The organism is Vibrio sp. V09_P4A23P171, assembly GCF_963875615.1.
GTDB lineage: Bacteria > Pseudomonadota > Gammaproteobacteria > Enterobacterales > Vibrionaceae > Vibrio > Vibrio anguillarum.
Map to the genome: position 1 here is coordinate 1 of NZ_CAWNMR010000013.1, position 15,442 is coordinate 15,442.

The following is a 15,442-nucleotide window of genomic DNA, read 5'->3' on the forward strand; positions in this document are numbered from 1 at the left end:
CCCTTTCAATTCTTAATTAACTCTTACAGTTGCCAGACCACAAGACGTTTTTATCAAATTGAAAGGGGTTATAACTGACTTATAGCCGTAAGCTTTACGGAACCCCCAGCCTAGCTAGGGGTTTTCTCGATACAAAAAAGCGTCCACTAATGAGTGAACGCTCTTATGCAATGGAAATAGTTAGGTTGAGAATTAATTCGTTTTATCTGCAGATTTTTCTGCTCTAATTTGGGATGCAACGATTTTTATGGCTTCTGCGGTACTGATACCTTGAGCCATTAGTTGTTGAATTTTCTCAACAGCTTCTTGCTGTTCTTGGTGAGATAAAGTTGGAATATCATCAAACATTTAAAAAGGCTCCGGTTGATTAGGAGCCTGACTATAGAGATCGAGTTAATAACTAGCAAGGAAATTTATGTAAGCTCCCATCGCATTATCGTTTGTATAGCTAGCTCCAATGTCCAGTTGGAAGAGATTGAGAGGTGAGATCCCTACCCCTGCTGTGATTGTTCCATCAACATTATCGTATGCTAAGTTCTTCTTATATCCTGCTCTTAATTTTAACTGACGCATGATATCGATTTCACCACCTACTCGAATCATCTGTGTATTGTCATTAAAATTCGTGTAGCGCTCTTCTTCATTAAGATCATAATCCACGCTTAATGTGGCATAGTCTGCAACAATGCCTACGCCTACTGTATAAAGTGGCCTCATTTGGTATGCGTAGCCAATATTGATGTCTCGTGTTTTACCGAATTGGCTCTTAAGACTCTTAGTGTAAGATTGAGTTTGAATGTCTCTCTTGACTAAATTGGTTGCGGAAAATCCAACTCTTAAAGGCCCATAAAACCACAATGCGCCGGCATCAAGGTTGAACATGGTTTCACCTTGGCCATTATCTCGTGCATCTTTGATATCGTAATCGGTCACGCTTGCAGAATATACATAGGTGTAGATGCGTTGAAGTTTAGGTGTTACACCAAAGGCAATATGTTGGCCTAAAAATGTTTGGTACTTGGCTAACGAGAGACCTACTTCGGTTACCCCAACGGAAACAGCATTCACGGCGCTAAGCTCCGCGTTTTCAACAACTTGTTCTTCGGGAGTTAATGACGCAGTATTTTCGCCGCTGTAAATATCAGGAGTGACAAACGTTTCGGTATAGGCTTTGGCGAATAAATTAGCCGCTATAAATTGGTTAGGAATGGCAAAGGCGACAACACCGCCAATTTCGGCTTTTAGTTTATCATTTTGTAAATTATCTAAACTTTTCTGCAGCTGTTCAGTATTTGTGTAATCTTTTTTTTCTATGAAGTTTGAAATGCTGTCTAAATCATCGACCATGTGGTCTTCATCATTATAAGAAATCCCGAAGCTGGGAACGATCATACCTAGGTCATCGTTACGACGATAAATAGCCACAAGTGCAGGGTTATAAAATGGAGCAGTGAGAAAGTTCGCAGATACAACCCCTACACCACCCATCGCATCCCCTCGCGCCTCTATTGCATAATTGGCTGCGAAGCTGAAAGAGGGTGTAAGTACGACTGTAAGTGGGAGTATTTTAATGAAATTTTTCATAATGTTATAAACGTGTCGTTTCCTTTATGTCTATAACGGCACATTGTCTATTATCTTTAATTATTCATCTACTGAAACATCGTAGGTTTTACTGATTACTTGAGATTGCTCAATGATAATCGGCCCTTGCCAACGCTGTTGAGTCATTGATACCGCTAATACATAACGGTCTGCAGCCAAATTAGTGATTTCAAGTTCATTAGGATACTCAGACTCGTATCGTTGACTCCATATTTCAGAGTATTTTCCATCGATGTAATCATACAGCGATACATTGAGTTCAGGTAAAGGACAATATGGATTGAGTAGCGCTTTTTTTTCAATTTGCCATTGATCTTTCGAAGCCCAACGTACAATTTGCTTTGCTTTGGGTTCACCAAGCACAATCCATGCGCTCCAAGATTGCTGATCTTTGGCTGTTATATCAAGACGGTATAAACCCATTGTAATTTTACTATTGAGATTATAACGCTTTAAGTAATGTGCCGTTCCAGTGACGCTGTCACTCGAAGTGGTCGTTAATACACTATCGGTTGATAAACTTTTATCGACCCACTGCGCCAGTCTAATATCAGCAAGTGGTTTTTCAGCGTCCACTTCTATATCAACATGAAATGCATCTCTTCCTGGGCTCTGGATCTCTTGCCTATTAATGGTGATTGATTTAAGCCATTCGGGGAGTGGTTTTTTGTCTAAACTTTTACCGCAATCAACGGTTAATGATTGTAATAATAATTCATTGAGATGGCTCTGAATGTTTTTGTTATGTTCAAGCTGCCACACTTCGACAAGTGAGTTAAACATGGCTTCTAAATTATTATTTAAAAGATTCTGATGCGCTTGGGTAAGCGGTGTGATTTGATCAAACCACTCAACATTTTGTGCTTTGGTAGGAATAGCCACAAATGCTATGCCTACCAATAGTAAACGAGATTTCTGCATCACGCTTTCATCTTGTATCCAACACCGCGCAAGGTTTCAATCTCTAAGCCTGGAAGTTTTTGGCGCAATTGCAACACGTGGGTATCTACGGTTCTTGTCGTTGGAAAGTGGTTATAACCCCATACATGATCAAGCAATTCGTCACGCGTAAACACTCTCCCGAGATTGCTTGCTAAAAATAAGAGTAAGTCAAATTCAGTACGCGTTAAGGTAATTGAATCTTCTTTAAAAAAAACTTCTCTTGTGGCTTTATCAATAACAAGATTGGGTGTAACCACTTTCGTGTCATCCTGCCCTTCTGATTCTGGTGAACGAAGCTGGGCTCGAATTCGTGCAAATAATTCAGCCTCGGCAAAAGGCTTGGTTAAGTAATCATTTGCCCCCGCGTCCAATCCGGCCACTTTGTCTTTGACCGTAACAAGTGCGGTTAAAAGAATTACTGGCAACTCTTTTATTTTACGCCATTCTGGCAAATGCTGAACAGAATCGCCATCGGGTAATTGGCGATCGAGGATGACTAAGTCTGCACTGTCCCAATGCAGTTTAACATCTGCAATAGTTTCTGCATGTAAACAGTCATACCCTGCTTGTTCAAGGCTTACTAATAAGCCATCGGCAAGGTTTTTATCATCTTCAACGAGAAGCAATGTCTGTTTCACAGGGGATCTCCAATATAAATGTGGTTGGCGGTCCTGCGAGTGTCATCTTACCACCCATCCGACCTACCATTGATTCTACAATAGTCAAACCTAAACCTAAGCCACTTTTGCTGACAAAAGGTTTACGTAAATTTCTCCAATCTCGATGATTTAACAGACCTTGATCTGTAACTTTGATCGTGATTGAATTTTGTTTAGTTGTTACCTCTAACGTAACTGGAGCAACACCGTATTTTACTGCGTTTCTAATTAAGTTATCGATGCATGTCCCAAGCCAATAAACATTCAGTTTAGCTGCAATATCTTTGTTTATAACAAGATCTATGCTTTCACGAAACTCTTCTTCCACTTTGTATTGTAACCATTCTTCAACGGAAGGTACCCAGTCTGTTGCAAGCGGCCTGCTCTCTGACTGTAAATAATCCTTACTGGCTTCGGCCAGTTGCCGTAAACGTCTGGAATCTTCGCATAGGCGTCTAAACTCATCGTAAACAGTTGATGGTAACCTTTCAAATTCGCGCCTAAATCCTTCAACGGTTAGCGATAGACTTGCAATGGGTGTTCTGAGCTCGTGAGTAAGAATCTGCAGCACCAACATACGACTTTTCATTTCCTGTCGTTTTGAATTCCAACGATAAAGGGACCAGCCTAATACAAGTATTATGTTAGCTAGGACAAGAATTACCATACTTATCCGTAACACGTTGGAATGATCTTCAACATTCCAGCAAATGTTGCCTCTTTGAATAAAACAGGTCGAATTTTCCGAGGCCATGCTATAGCTGAGTCCTGCTTTACTCGCGTTGTCTAACCATACGTCTTCGTTAAAAACGTAATACATATCCCCTTTTCTCAGCCAAAGATCGCTGTTCTCTACAAACATGGTTGCACCTGATATAAGTGCTAAGATCGTATCTTCATTCATGTTTTGGATGCGGCCAAGCAAAGAATCCACACTTGCTTTGGTGCGCTCTCGTATGTGCATATATTGTTGCAACTCTACAAATTTCTCAGGGTATTTTTTCACATAACGAGCCGCATATGTTCCACCTCCTGGGTGAATCAAAGCGCTTCTCGCAAACCATTTCGACGGTAATTGAGATCCTTTACAGATAGCTCTCGTGAAGACTAATGGCTCTGTTATGAGTGGGCTCAGCGGCAACTTACCTGTACAGCTTTGAGATAATTTGTATAACAACTGTAGATCTTTTAAAGGGTATTCAGCCGTTTGCGGTAACATTGATTCGGGAGTCAATAAGCGAGTTGGATAATCAACCTGCAAAGTACGGATATCATAACTTACATCAGCGGTACTATAATCAAAAAGCGACGCAAAAAGGTCGATGCGTTCTGGCAACGAATCGGCATAGGTTTGAATAGGTATTAGAACTAAAATAGTCCAAAAGTAGGTCTTAATCGCTTTAAACAAGTTTTATTTTCATTAATGGTTTAGATTAAAAACTATATAACATTATTAACTAATAATACATTGCACGTGTTATATCCATGTCAATAATGATTGCTCAAAAACAGAAGAAGCCAGCATTTTGCTGGCTTCTTCATTATCCTAATCGTAGATGCTATAACGCTTTTGAGATGGCGTCTACACTCTCTTTTGCATCACCAAAAAGCATATAGGTATTATCTTTAAAGAAAAGAGGGTTTTGTACACCTGCGTAGCCAGTATTCATTGAACGCTTGAATACAATGACATTTTGCGCTTTCCATACTTCCAACACTGGCATTCCGGCGATCGGACTGTTCGGATCTTCTAATGCTGCAGGGTTTACTGTGTCATTTGCACCGATCACCAAAACCGTATCCGTTTCAGTAAAATCATCGTTTATTTCGTCCATTTCTAACACAATGTCATAAGGCACTTTTGCTTCAGCAAGCAGTACGTTCATATGGCCAGGCAAACGTCCCGCTACTGGATGAATACCAAAGCGAACTTTAATGCCTTGTGCACGCAACTTCTCCGTGATTTCGTGAACCGGATACTGTGCTTGAGCCACTGCCATGCCATACCCTGGAGTTATAATCACTGACTTAGAGTTTTTCAGCATTTCGGCTACTTCTTCAGCGTTTATTTCACGGTGTTCACCGTATTCAACGTCTGCGCTGATAGCCACATCCTGGCCAAAGCCCCCGGCAATCACACTAACAAAAGAGCGGTTCATCGCTTTACACATAATGTAAGAAAGAATGGCACCTGAAGAACCAACCAGTGCTCCGGTTACGATCAGCAAATCATTCGCTAACATAAAGCCAGCCGCTGCGGCTGCCCAACCAGAATAGGAGTTAAGCATCGATACCACAACGGGCATGTCTGCACCACCAATCGAAGCCACCAAATGGTAGCCAAACGCGAACGCTATCAGAGTCATAATAATCAATGCAAACATGTTGCCACCATTATTAACGAAGTAAATCATTAATAATGTGGAGACAACAATGGCCGCGAGGTTGAGCTTATGCTTATGAGGGAGATTGAGCGACGACGACGAAATGATTCCACGCAGTTTACCAAAGGCGACGATAGATCCTGTAAAGGTGACGGCACCAATAAATACCCCAATGAACACTTCAACCAAATGAATCACGTGTTCAGCGTGATCGAGTACAATTGGCGCATCGATATAGCTGTTATAACCCACTAATACCGCAGCCATGCCCACAAAACTGTGGAGAATAGCCACAAGTTCGGGCATTTCGGTCATTTCTACTTTTTTAGCATAATGAATACCGATACCACCCCCAATTACCATCGCCAGCAATACCCAAGCTAAGCCCTGCGCATCTGGACGAAAAATAGTGGCGATGAGTGCGATAGCCATACCCGCGATACCATAGTAATTACCAGCTCTTGCTGATTCCTGCTTTGATAATCCAGCAAGGCTCATGATGAAGAAGATAGCAGCAATAATATATGCGGCTTGTACTAATCCTGCAGACATATATTACTCCCTTAGTCTTTACGGAACATTTCAAGCATACGTTTGGTGACTGTAAAACCACCAAAGATGTTAATGCTTGCAATTAAAACAGCGATAAACGCGAGGAAAGTGACCACACCACTTCCTTGACCTATCTGCAATAAAGCTCCGACTACAATAATGCCGGAAATTGCATTGGTAACGGACATCAAAGGAGTATGTAAAGCATGAGTAACATTCCAAACGACGTAGTAACCCACAACACATGCTAAAACAAAAACGGTGAAATGGCTTAAGAAAGCCGCAGGTGCGACCGATGCGATCCAAGCAAAAGCGCCAACGGCAGCAACTAAGCCAGTAATTTTTTTCGTCGCAGAAACGGGTTCTTGCTTTTTGGATTCAGGTCTAGTTGGTGCGGTCTTGACTTGCGGTTGCGCAGAGACTTGGATCGGTGGTGCTGGCCACGTTATTTCGCCTTCTTTCACGACCGTCACACCACGTAAAACAACGTCTTCAAAGTCAATATTGATGGATCCATCTTTTTCCTTGCATAACAATTTCAGCAAGTTAACGATGTTTGTTGAATATAATTGAGAGGATTGTGTTGGTAAGCGGCCAACCATATCAGTATAACCGACCACTTTCACACCATTGGCGGTTGTAATCACCTGATCGGCAACCGTGTATTCACAGTTCCCTCCGTTTGCAGCTGCAAGATCGACGATCACGCTACCAGCGCTCATACTGTCGACCATCTCTTTGGTGATCAGCTTAGGGGCTGGACGTCCAGGGATCAAAGCCGTCGTGATAATGATGTCGACATCTTTAGCTTGCGCTGCATACAGTTCAGCGGCCTTTTTATTAAAGTCGTCAGACATCTCTTTGGCGTAACCATCGCCTGAACCAGCCGTTTCTTGGAAATCGACTTCCAAAAACTCTGCACCCATAGATTGAACTTGTTCTTTTACTTCTGGGCGAACATCAAAAGCTCGTACAATTGCCCCCAAACTTCCTGCGGCACCGATAGCAGCGAGGCCAGCAACGCCAGCTCCGGCAACCAGTACTTTTGCCGGCGGGACTTTGCCCGCTGCGGTAATTTGCCCTGTAAAGAAGCGGCCAAATTCATGTGCAGCTTCAACAACAGCGCGGTAGCCAGCAATGTTAGCCATTGATGACAAAGCGTCTAAAGCTTGTGCTCTGGATATTCTCGGCACTGAGTCCATCGCCAGCACGTTGATTTTTTTACTTGATAACTGTTCCATCAATTCTGGGTTTTGTGCAGGCCAGATAAAACTGATTAGGCTTGCCCCTTCTTTGATCAAAGCAACCTCATCAATCGATTGTTTTTCATCAACAATCGGCGCATTGACCTTCAAGATAATGTCTGAATTCCAAACATCTTGTGTCGAAACAATCGTGGCACCAGCCGCCTCAAAAGCCGCATCATCAAAACTGGCTAAAACCCCAGCTTGAGTTTCAATGGAGACGTCGAAGCCTAGTTTGATTAATTGCGCTACCGAACTCGGTGAAGCTGCAACCCGTGTTTCACCCGTAAGGGTCTCTTTTGGTACACCAATTTGCATAGTTATTCCTTGACTATTGGCACAATGATTATTCTGTTTTTATCTAACCACCAGCATAACTGCAAGCAGTTTGTAATAAAAATACAAAATGCTATTACATATAAGGTTAAGTAATGAGTGATTGTCATAGGTGAAAGACAAAAACACAACGACATCCAAACAAAGCAGAGGTCGAACCACTTATCACAAAGCTCTATAAAAACAGGATATTAGCCATGTATTTTACTCAATGAATAAGGGTATCGACTAATGAGGATATTCATTATGATTTTTATCAAGTTGGACGATGTTAGGAAAAGATTTTCTCGCCCATCTGATCGATGAGCATTTTTGCTTTTTTAAGCATAAGCTCATCAGCGTCGCTTTTACTAGCTACGACATCGGAGCGGATAAAACGGTGAGTACATATTTCACCATTAACATCTTTACTAATTTTACCAGCGACACGATATTGCCCTGATTCAGACATTGCATCTTGGTAAATTAAAAAACCTTTATATTCAATGGGATCTAAAAGCTTCATTTTTGAGTCATTGCCTGACCCTTGATTAAATAAACGAGAAAAAAATCCCACAAGAACTCCTTTAAGACTTGTTTGTTTCAATAATCGGCTTCTCGAACCACTCTAGTTCTAAGTTATCGTCAAAGCGCAATTGGCCTAGAATGATAGGAATATCATCTTCTCTGTGTCTACGTCGATCATTAACGATCATGCTTTCCGCCGATTCAACGGCAACTTGTGCATTCTCTTTAAGTATGACCAATTTTTCTTCAGGTAGCGCAGAGAGAAAATCTATGTCGTATCGAATATAGATCGGTCTCAATTGAGCAAGGGATAAGCATGCGAGATCGGCAAGCTGCTCATTATCATAGTGATTTACATACTTATCTTCAGCCAATACGCGTCCGACAAGTGTTTCCATGTAATTATGTACATCAACACTGATTTGCATCCTTACACTCCTTCCTCTTCGTACTAATCAAAATATTTAGATAGAACTTAGCAGTAACAACTTAGCGTACCTTGGTGATTTTATACAACTTTTAGATGCGTTGTCGTCTAAACTTTGTTCAAGTGCTCGCTTTCATTTAGTAAGTCTAGCAAAAAGCTTGGCAATCTATTAAATAAAAGTATGCTATGGGCCTTATTATCAATTTTAATTTTAAATGCCACAAAGGTCATATTTGTATTATTAATGCCGACAAGTTTTGTATCATCTCATTGGTTTCGATTCTTATTCCCAATAGGGTTGCTAATAGCCATTATGTTGGGGATGGAAAACGTCATTCTGATCACTAGCGCCAATATTGGCTTCGCTAGTAACCTGCCTTATATTCTTTTCACGGTAGCAATCGCATTAGGACACATTTTTAAGCAAGGGCGTTTGGCTATGATCTCGACAGCGATGATGGTGGCCTACGCAATCATCCAGTGGCGCTTACAAATGCCCCTTTCTACGGGAACAACCTTGCTAGAGCTTTCGTTATTAAGTTTGTTATTACCCGTTTTGTGTTTAGTACCTTATGCGTTAGGAAGTAATGCTACTGTATTGAGTAAAACTTATGGCTTATACATCGCTATTTTGCTGCTGTTAATGTTTTGGGCCGTTGTTACTTTGATGTACGTCAGTGATGGCGGATTTGAGAATTTTAGCCAGGTTTTGTTAGTAACTATACCGAAAATATCGAAATTGCCATTTTTGTTGGTGATGTACCTCTTGGCATTAATTGGGGTCTCCGCAATATTTGTGCTCACGCGAAACCAGATCTTAGACACCAGCATTTACGCCAGTATTTTACTCTCCTCCGTCACCTTTATTTTTTTCCACGTGAGTTATATCTCAAGCACACTTTTCTCTCTAGCCGGGGTTTTATTGATCTTATATCTAATTTCGGCGGGCCATAAAATGGCATTTATTGATCGCTTAACGGGTATCCCAGGTCGCCACGCCTTAGATCTTGACATCAAATACTTAGGCAAAAAATATGCGATAGCGATGCTAGATATAGACCATTTTAAGCAGTTCAATGATCACTATGGTCATGACACTGGCGATGATGTGCTTAAGTTGATTGCTAGCCGTTTATTGTTGACTCAAGGAAACGCACGTGTTTATCGCTACGGTGGTGAAGAGTTTACCATCCTATTTAAAGGAAAAAATGCACAGCAAGCTGCAATCTACTTAGATTTGCTTCGCAAAGATATTGAACAGTACCAAATGGTCATTAGGAACGCAGAAGACAGACCAAAAGACGATAAGCTCGGTTCCAAGAAGCGTGAGCAGAAAACACCATCAAATCTTGTCTCTATTACGGTTAGTATTGGCGTTGCTGATAGCTACGCCTCAGAAAAACCTGAAGCAGTGTTAAAAATTGCGGATCAAGCGCTCTATAAAGCTAAACAAAACGGCAGAAATAGAGTTGAAGTATGAACAGTTACCTTGATTTAATGCATCACATTTTGGTATAGAAATCGCAAAACTTGATACTCAACAAGGCGTACATCACATTCACAGAAACTTCATTAGATTGTGCAAAATACTTTGGTTAAGTTATTCATGTTGCAACTGTTTCGCAACGTCAAAACAACATAGCAAGAGTAAGATTATGAGTGAAAAAGTAAACGGAATTGTAAAGTGGTTCAACCAAGATAAAGGTTTTGGCTTTATTACCCCAGATAATGGCAGCAAAGATGTATTTGTACATTTTTCCGCTATTACGGGTGAAGGGCGCCGCAACTTAGTCGATGGCCAAAAGGTGAGTTTTGTAATCACTGATGGTCAAAAAGGGCCACAAGCTGAGAGCGTCAGTCCCGTTTAAATTTTTAAAAAGAACGACTCTAATCCACTCTTTCTAGGGTGGATTTTTTGTTTCTAGTAGACTGGATAAATACGAGAATATGGAGCGGGCAGCGGGAATCGAACCCGCATCATCAGCTTGGAAGGCTGAGGTAATAGCCATTATACGATGCCCGCGCACCGAATTGACGCTGTCACTATGCCACAGTTAGCAAAAAAGAAAACCCATTTTTTATCAAAACCCGTTCAAGCGAACAGTAAATAAACAAAGTAAATTCAATTGGTTGAGATTTGTGTGCTTTTGGTTATTTTTAACTCAATTGAATATCTACTCTTGCGTTTAAATTTTGAACTTTTCCATTTCTTGATTGAGTACAGTGACATTATCTTTTACTTGCGCTGACGTTTGGTTTGAGATTTGGCTAATACTTGCCACACTTTCCACCGAATTGACAACTTCTTGCATGAATTGAGTCATTTGGTGTGTTGATTGTTGTTGCAGATCGGCCGCCGAGGATAACTGGTGCATTTCCTTATCTAACGCCGTTATTTTTCCTTGTACGTCCATCATTTTGTTGAAGGCGTGGATGGTCTGCGCCGCACCTTCATTGGCAAGGTTCTGACTCATGTTAATTTCATTGACCACAGCCGCAGTCGCTGACTGTATGGCGTTTATAATAGTGTTAATTTCTGTGGTTGATTGAGTGGTTCGAGTCGCCAGCAGCCTAACTTCATCCGCTACCACAGCAAAGCCTCGTCCATATTCTCCGGCTCTTGCGGCCTCAATCGCCGCATTTAAGGCCAGAAGGTTAGTTTGTTCCGCTAATCCCTCTATTACTTCGGTCACACGCCCAATCGATTCGCTTTCTCGACTAAGATCGAGCACCAATTGCGTTGCCTTTTGTATGGTTTGATCAAGCTTATCAATACTCTTTCTATTTTGTTCTAGCGCCGAGGCTCCCTCTTTGAGCTCATTTTGTGATAACAAAAGAGATTGCGTAGATTGTTCAGCTTTTTCTGCGGTCGCCATAGAATACTGCGCCACATCGCTCAAACGTACTGTAACCTGCTCAATACTTGCTCGCTGCTGCTGTACTTGCTGCCGAGTGTTTGAGTTATAGTTCAGAAGCTCATCCATGTTTTGACTGACCTGTTGCGCTTTGGTACTGACTCCCTGAACGATCGTTCGCAGTGAGTTGTTCATATTGTTTATCGCGGCGGTAAGCTGAGATAGCTCGTCGCTACCTTCACACAAAAGTGCTGGTTGAGAGACATCTCCTGCCGCAATGATTTCGGCTCTCTTTCCGATTCGACTCACTCTGCGGCCGATATTCTTACCTAAGTAATTGGAAAGCCAAACAGCAACTGAAACAGTCACGGCAATCATGATAAATAACACGTTAATCACATTACTAATGCTACGACTCATCCTTTCGCCACTTTGCTCTGCTTTTGATTGTTGAGTGGCGATAACATCTTCAAGACGGTTAGTCATTTTATCTACGGCAGGCATAAGTTGTGTGGCCATTTTTTGGTTGACGCCGTTCCATTGCTCAGATTGGCGTATTGCAATCACCTGCTGTGCGAGTGGGAAATAAAGCTGCTGCATCTCATTAAATAATGACCACAGACTCTGTTCATCATCCGATAACAAAGAGGACTTTTCCACAATTTCAGCAACAGATTGGTTGTGAGAGTTAATTAAGTCTTGATATTTTTCGAGATGTTCAGGCTTCGCATACAGTAAGAAATCTCGCAACGATGCCAGTGCATTAGCTAACGAATTATAGCTGTCAGCATACAATTTAAAGAGACGTTTCCGCTCCCCTCCTTCTTTGTTAGTCGACTCGTCGTTAATCAGCCCTTGTAACTGGTCAAGTGCAACTTCTGCTATGGGGGCGGCCTCGTTAATGAATAATGTGTGGGCAGGTAAATTATCCTCACTTTGGCTCAGTAATACGATGCCTTGGATATGCGCTTTGATTGCAGCCCATTCGCTTATGATCGCGGTGTATTGCTCACTGAGAATCAACGTTTCTAACACCGGTACCGTTTTGTCCATCTGTCCAATAATAGTTTCAAGTTTTGTCAGTTGCGTTGCACCCACTGCACTTTGAGAACCCACCAATAAATAGGCGCGTAACGTTGAAATAACCTCTTGCATCGACTGCTGAATATTTCGGCTAGTATTCACGGTTGGCAGATCCGTTTGCAGCAATGAATTGGTGTGAGTTTCGACTTGCGTAATACTGCGATAGGTAAAAAAGGTCGAAATGATAAGAAGCACCACCAGCAATAAAAAACTTAATTGCAACTTCCCTGATATCGAGAGTTTCATCCTTTGACTCCTCAAAATTTTCTTCGTTTAACTATAGCGGGTTCAATGGGTTTATTAAATGCGTATAGCCAATGCGAGTCTACCGTATACTCGTCTTATAACCCTAAATTGAGCATTGTGCGTTCAGTTGTGGAGTTTATTCCACTCGGGCGATTTATCATCCCTAATGCGCTATTTTCATCGTTTTGTGGTGCATTTTGTTAATCTTTGCTTTAATTGGGACAAATATTCCTAAATTTCTCATGTTATGTCTTTTCATCGACTTATTATTCTTAGCATCGTGTTTTTTTCAGGATGTGCAATGTATGCGGGCTTGAACTATGACCAACTGTTTGGTGAAGCAAGCGTTCAGTCAAGACAATCGCCAGTAGATTCAAAAGAAGCCTCTTTCTTTTTAAATGATGTTAAACCCATCATCGATCAGCGCTGCGTGGTCTGTCACGCCTGTTATGATGCGCCCTGCCAGCTAAAAATGTCTTCAGTTGAAGGGATTGTTCGTGGAGCCAGTAAAGCGTTGGTTTATCATGGTACGCGCCTGACGGCGTCGGCTCCTACCCGTTTGTTTGAAGATGCACAATACACAGAGCAGTGGCGAGATTTTGGTTTTCATCCTGTGCTGAACGAGAGATCTCAAACGCCTACCGCGAATCTAGAAGCAGGATTAGTCGCGAAATTATTAATGCAAAAAGAGGAACATCCGTTACCAGAACAAGATCAGCTAAAAGGTTTTGATTTTTCGATAGATCGCGAACAAGTTTGTCCAACAATTGAAGAGTACGGACAGTACAAACAAGATCACCCAACGTGGGGAATGCCTTATGGCATGCCAAATCTTAGCCCTCTTGAATACAATACGCTACTCACGTGGCTAAGAGATGGCGCAATCATGAATGGCCATATTCCGCTCACTTCTGATCAGGAGAAATCGGTTGCGCAATACGAAAACTTTTTAAATAAAGGTACAGCAAAGAATCAGTTAATGGCTCGTTATATCTACGAGCATCTTTTTCTTTCTCACCTTTATTTTTCTGAACTTGCTGGTCAGCCTAGATTTTTCACTTTGATACGTTCGACAACGCCCCCGGGCGAGCCTGTTAACCGAATTGCGACAAGGCGTCCTTACGATAATCCTGGTGTAGAACGCGTCTACTACCGTTTGATCCCTGAGCAAGGCAGTATCGTGGATAAAACTCATTTACCCTATGCGTTGAATAAAAAACGTCTTGATGATTGGCAGGCATGGTTCATTCGGCCTAATTATCAAGTCTCGGTTTTGCCTAGCTATGATATTGAAGTTGCCGCCAATCCGATGACGGCATTTGATGCCCTTCCGGTTAAAGCACGCTTTCGATTTATGTTAGACAATGCTCAAAACACCATCATGGCTTTTATCAAAGGGCCAGTGTGTCGTGGTCAGCTAGCCCTGAATGTTATTAACGACCATTTTTGGGTGTTCTTTTTAGACCCAGAGAAAGCTGATTTACCCGAAGTGAATCAATTTTATCGCTCGCAAGCCGCGAATCTAAAACTGCCAAGCGAGTTGGAAAGTAACACGTTGCCTATTACTCATTGGGTCCGTTATGCGCATCAACAAGCACGTTATTTGAAAGCAAAGTCTGAATTTACTAATCAGTGGTTCAAAAATGGCGAGAACTTAACCACGGATGTACTGTGGATGGGTGATGGCTATAACCCGAATGCGGCACTGACTATTTTTAGGCATTTCGATAGTGCATCGGTAGTGCAAGGCTTGGTGGGAGAAAAACCCAAAACAGCATGGGTTTTAGACTATGCCCTACTAGAAAGAATCCATTATTTACTGGTGGCGGGTTTTGATGTTTACGGCAATTTCGGCCACCAGCTCATTACTCGCATGTTTATGGATTTTCTGCGTCTTGAAGGTGAAAGTAATTTTGTCTCTCTGCTGCCTAGAGAGATAAGGCACCAAGAGCAGTCAAGTTGGTATCAAAATCAAAGCACTCAACTCAGTGACTTTTTGCAACGTAACGTTGCCCCTTTTGATCAACCGACCAGTATTGTTTACCACACGCAAGATCCAAAATCTGAGTTGTTTGATCTTTTGAAGTCTAAGCTTCAACCTGTGTTATCAAATCGTTATTCGATAATTGACACTGGTTTTTCAAAGCGCAGTGAACAGATGTTAAATAGCATTAATAAGATCAAAGGCGAAGGGTTGCTGGCTGTGCCACAAATTATGATGTTGATGATCACGGCTGAAAACGGAGAGGATCAACTGTTTACTTTGTTACACAATAACGCCCATCTCAATATTTCAAGTCTATTTGATGAACAAAGCAACCGTGACCCAGCGAATGATGATTTGACTCTAGTGAGAGGTGCCATTGGTAGTTACCCTTCTGCTTACTTGTCACTGCATGAGCACGAGATCGCAGAATTGGTGATGCTATTGAGTAAAATGCAAAATGAGCAGGACTACGTTAAGTTACTCGATAGGTTCGCCATTCGCCGCAGTTCTTCGAAGTTTTGGCCGTTCAGCGATAAAGTTCATGCATGGTATCGAAAAAATCAACCTGTCGAATCTGGTTTACTTGACTACAATAGATTTGAAAACAGATAAAAG

General features: G+C 41.7%; 13 protein-coding genes and 1 tRNA gene. 3 read left to right on the plus strand and 11 right to left on the minus strand.

Annotated elements, in window-relative coordinates; translation table 11 throughout:
• Positions 1 to 192: 192 nt before the first annotated feature.
• From AACT23_RS05950 to AACT23_RS05990, 9 genes are all read right to left on the minus strand, one after another.
• Positions 193 to 348 (minus strand): YoaH family protein, encoded by a 156-nt coding sequence (locus AACT23_RS05950; protein ID WP_013867794.1) that lies wholly within the window; start codon positions 346 to 348, stop codon positions 193 to 195.
• 45 nt (positions 349 to 393) lie between these two features.
• Complete coding sequence (locus AACT23_RS05955) at positions 394 to 1,584, minus strand: conjugal transfer protein TraF (protein ID WP_094127218.1); 1,191 nt, start codon at positions 1,582 to 1,584, stop codon at positions 394 to 396.
• A gap of 60 nt (positions 1,585 to 1,644) precedes the next feature.
• On the minus strand, positions 1,645 to 2,529 hold the full coding sequence (locus AACT23_RS05960; RefSeq protein WP_094127220.1) for a DUF2861 family protein: 885 nt from the start codon (positions 2,527 to 2,529) through the stop codon (positions 1,645 to 1,647).
• Positions 2,526 to 3,185 (minus strand): response regulator transcription factor VxrB, encoded by a 660-nt coding sequence (vxrB, locus tag AACT23_RS05965; protein WP_094127222.1) that lies wholly within the window; start codon positions 3,183 to 3,185, stop codon positions 2,526 to 2,528. The genes AACT23_RS05960 and vxrB overlap by 4 nt, the downstream gene beginning before the upstream one ends.
• On the minus strand, positions 3,160 to 4,614 hold the full coding sequence (gene vxrA, locus AACT23_RS05970) for a sensor histidine kinase VxrA (RefSeq protein WP_017046913.1): 1,455 nt from the start codon (positions 4,612 to 4,614) through the stop codon (positions 3,160 to 3,162). The genes vxrB and vxrA overlap by 26 nt, the downstream gene beginning before the upstream one ends.
• 151 nt (positions 4,615 to 4,765) lie before the next feature.
• Positions 4,766 to 6,142 (minus strand): Re/Si-specific NAD(P)(+) transhydrogenase subunit beta, encoded by a 1,377-nt coding sequence (pntB, locus tag AACT23_RS05975; protein ID WP_094127224.1) that lies wholly within the window; start codon positions 6,140 to 6,142, stop codon positions 4,766 to 4,768.
• 11 nt (positions 6,143 to 6,153) lie between these two features.
• Positions 6,154 to 7,704, minus strand: a complete 1,551-nt coding sequence (locus AACT23_RS05980; RefSeq protein ID WP_094127226.1) for a Re/Si-specific NAD(P)(+) transhydrogenase subunit alpha — start codon at positions 7,702 to 7,704, stop codon at positions 6,154 to 6,156.
• A 289-nt stretch (positions 7,705 to 7,993) separates the two neighbouring features.
• Positions 7,994 to 8,278: an HlyU family transcriptional regulator gene (locus AACT23_RS05985; protein ID WP_026027783.1), complete on the minus strand. Its 285-nt coding sequence runs from the start codon at positions 8,276 to 8,278 to the stop codon at positions 7,994 to 7,996.
• Positions 8,279 to 8,288: 10 nt separating this feature from the next.
• Positions 8,289 to 8,657 carry a late competence development ComFB family protein gene (locus AACT23_RS05990; protein ID WP_013867802.1) on the minus strand — a complete coding sequence of 123 codons (369 nt, stop codon included), beginning with the start codon at positions 8,655 to 8,657 and terminating at the stop codon, positions 8,289 to 8,291.
• 114 nt (positions 8,658 to 8,771) lie between these two features.
• Here AACT23_RS05990 and AACT23_RS05995 point away from each other — a divergent pair, with 114 nt between their 5' ends.
• A complete protein-coding gene (locus AACT23_RS05995) occupies positions 8,772 to 10,136 on the plus strand; it encodes a GGDEF domain-containing protein (RefSeq protein WP_017046915.1) in 1,365 nt (454 codons plus the stop codon).
• A 175-nt stretch (positions 10,137 to 10,311) separates the two neighbouring features.
• Positions 10,312 to 10,524, plus strand: a complete 213-nt coding sequence (locus AACT23_RS06000) for a cold-shock protein (RefSeq protein ID WP_013867804.1) — start codon at positions 10,312 to 10,314, stop codon at positions 10,522 to 10,524.
• Between the two features lie 80 nt (positions 10,525 to 10,604).
• Here the strand turns inward: AACT23_RS06000 and AACT23_RS06005 are convergent.
• Positions 10,605 to 10,679, minus strand: a tRNA-Gly gene (locus AACT23_RS06005).
• A gap of 163 nt (positions 10,680 to 10,842) precedes the next feature.
• Positions 10,843 to 12,840, minus strand: a complete 1,998-nt coding sequence (locus AACT23_RS06010; protein ID WP_255211870.1) for a methyl-accepting chemotaxis protein — start codon at positions 12,838 to 12,840, stop codon at positions 10,843 to 10,845.
• Positions 12,841 to 13,087: 247 nt separating this feature from the next.
• On the opposite strand from AACT23_RS06010, the gene AACT23_RS06015 reads away from it, so the two are divergent.
• On the plus strand, positions 13,088 to 15,439 hold the full coding sequence (locus AACT23_RS06015) for a fatty acid cis/trans isomerase (RefSeq protein ID WP_094127230.1): 2,352 nt from the start codon (positions 13,088 to 13,090) through the stop codon (positions 15,437 to 15,439).
• The last annotated feature ends 3 nt before the right edge of the window (positions 15,440 to 15,442 follow it).

Excerpts from the sequence above, each read along its gene's own strand:
- AACT23_RS05980 (WP_094127226.1), bottom strand. The coding sequence starts at position 7,704 with ATGCAAATTGGTGTACCAAAAGAGACCCTTACGGGTGAAACACGGGTT.
- AACT23_RS06010 (WP_255211870.1), bottom strand. The coding sequence starts at position 12,840 with ATGAAACTCTCGATATCAGGGAAGTTGCAATTAAGTTTTTTATTGCTG.
- AACT23_RS05955 (WP_094127218.1), bottom strand. The coding sequence starts at position 1,584 with ATGAAAAATTTCATTAAAATACTCCCACTTACAGTCGTACTTACACCC.
- pntB (WP_094127224.1), bottom strand. The coding sequence starts at position 6,142 with ATGTCTGCAGGATTAGTACAAGCCGCATATATTATTGCTGCTATCTTC.
- AACT23_RS05950 (WP_013867794.1), bottom strand. The coding sequence starts at position 348 with ATGTTTGATGATATTCCAACTTTATCTCACCAAGAACAGCAAGAAGCT.
- AACT23_RS06000 (WP_013867804.1), top strand. The coding sequence starts at position 10,312 with ATGAGTGAAAAAGTAAACGGAATTGTAAAGTGGTTCAACCAAGATAAA.
- AACT23_RS05990 (WP_013867802.1), bottom strand. The coding sequence starts at position 8,657 with ATGCAAATCAGTGTTGATGTACATAATTACATGGAAACACTTGTCGGA.
- AACT23_RS06015 (WP_094127230.1), top strand. The coding sequence starts at position 13,088 with ATGTCTTTTCATCGACTTATTATTCTTAGCATCGTGTTTTTTTCAGGA.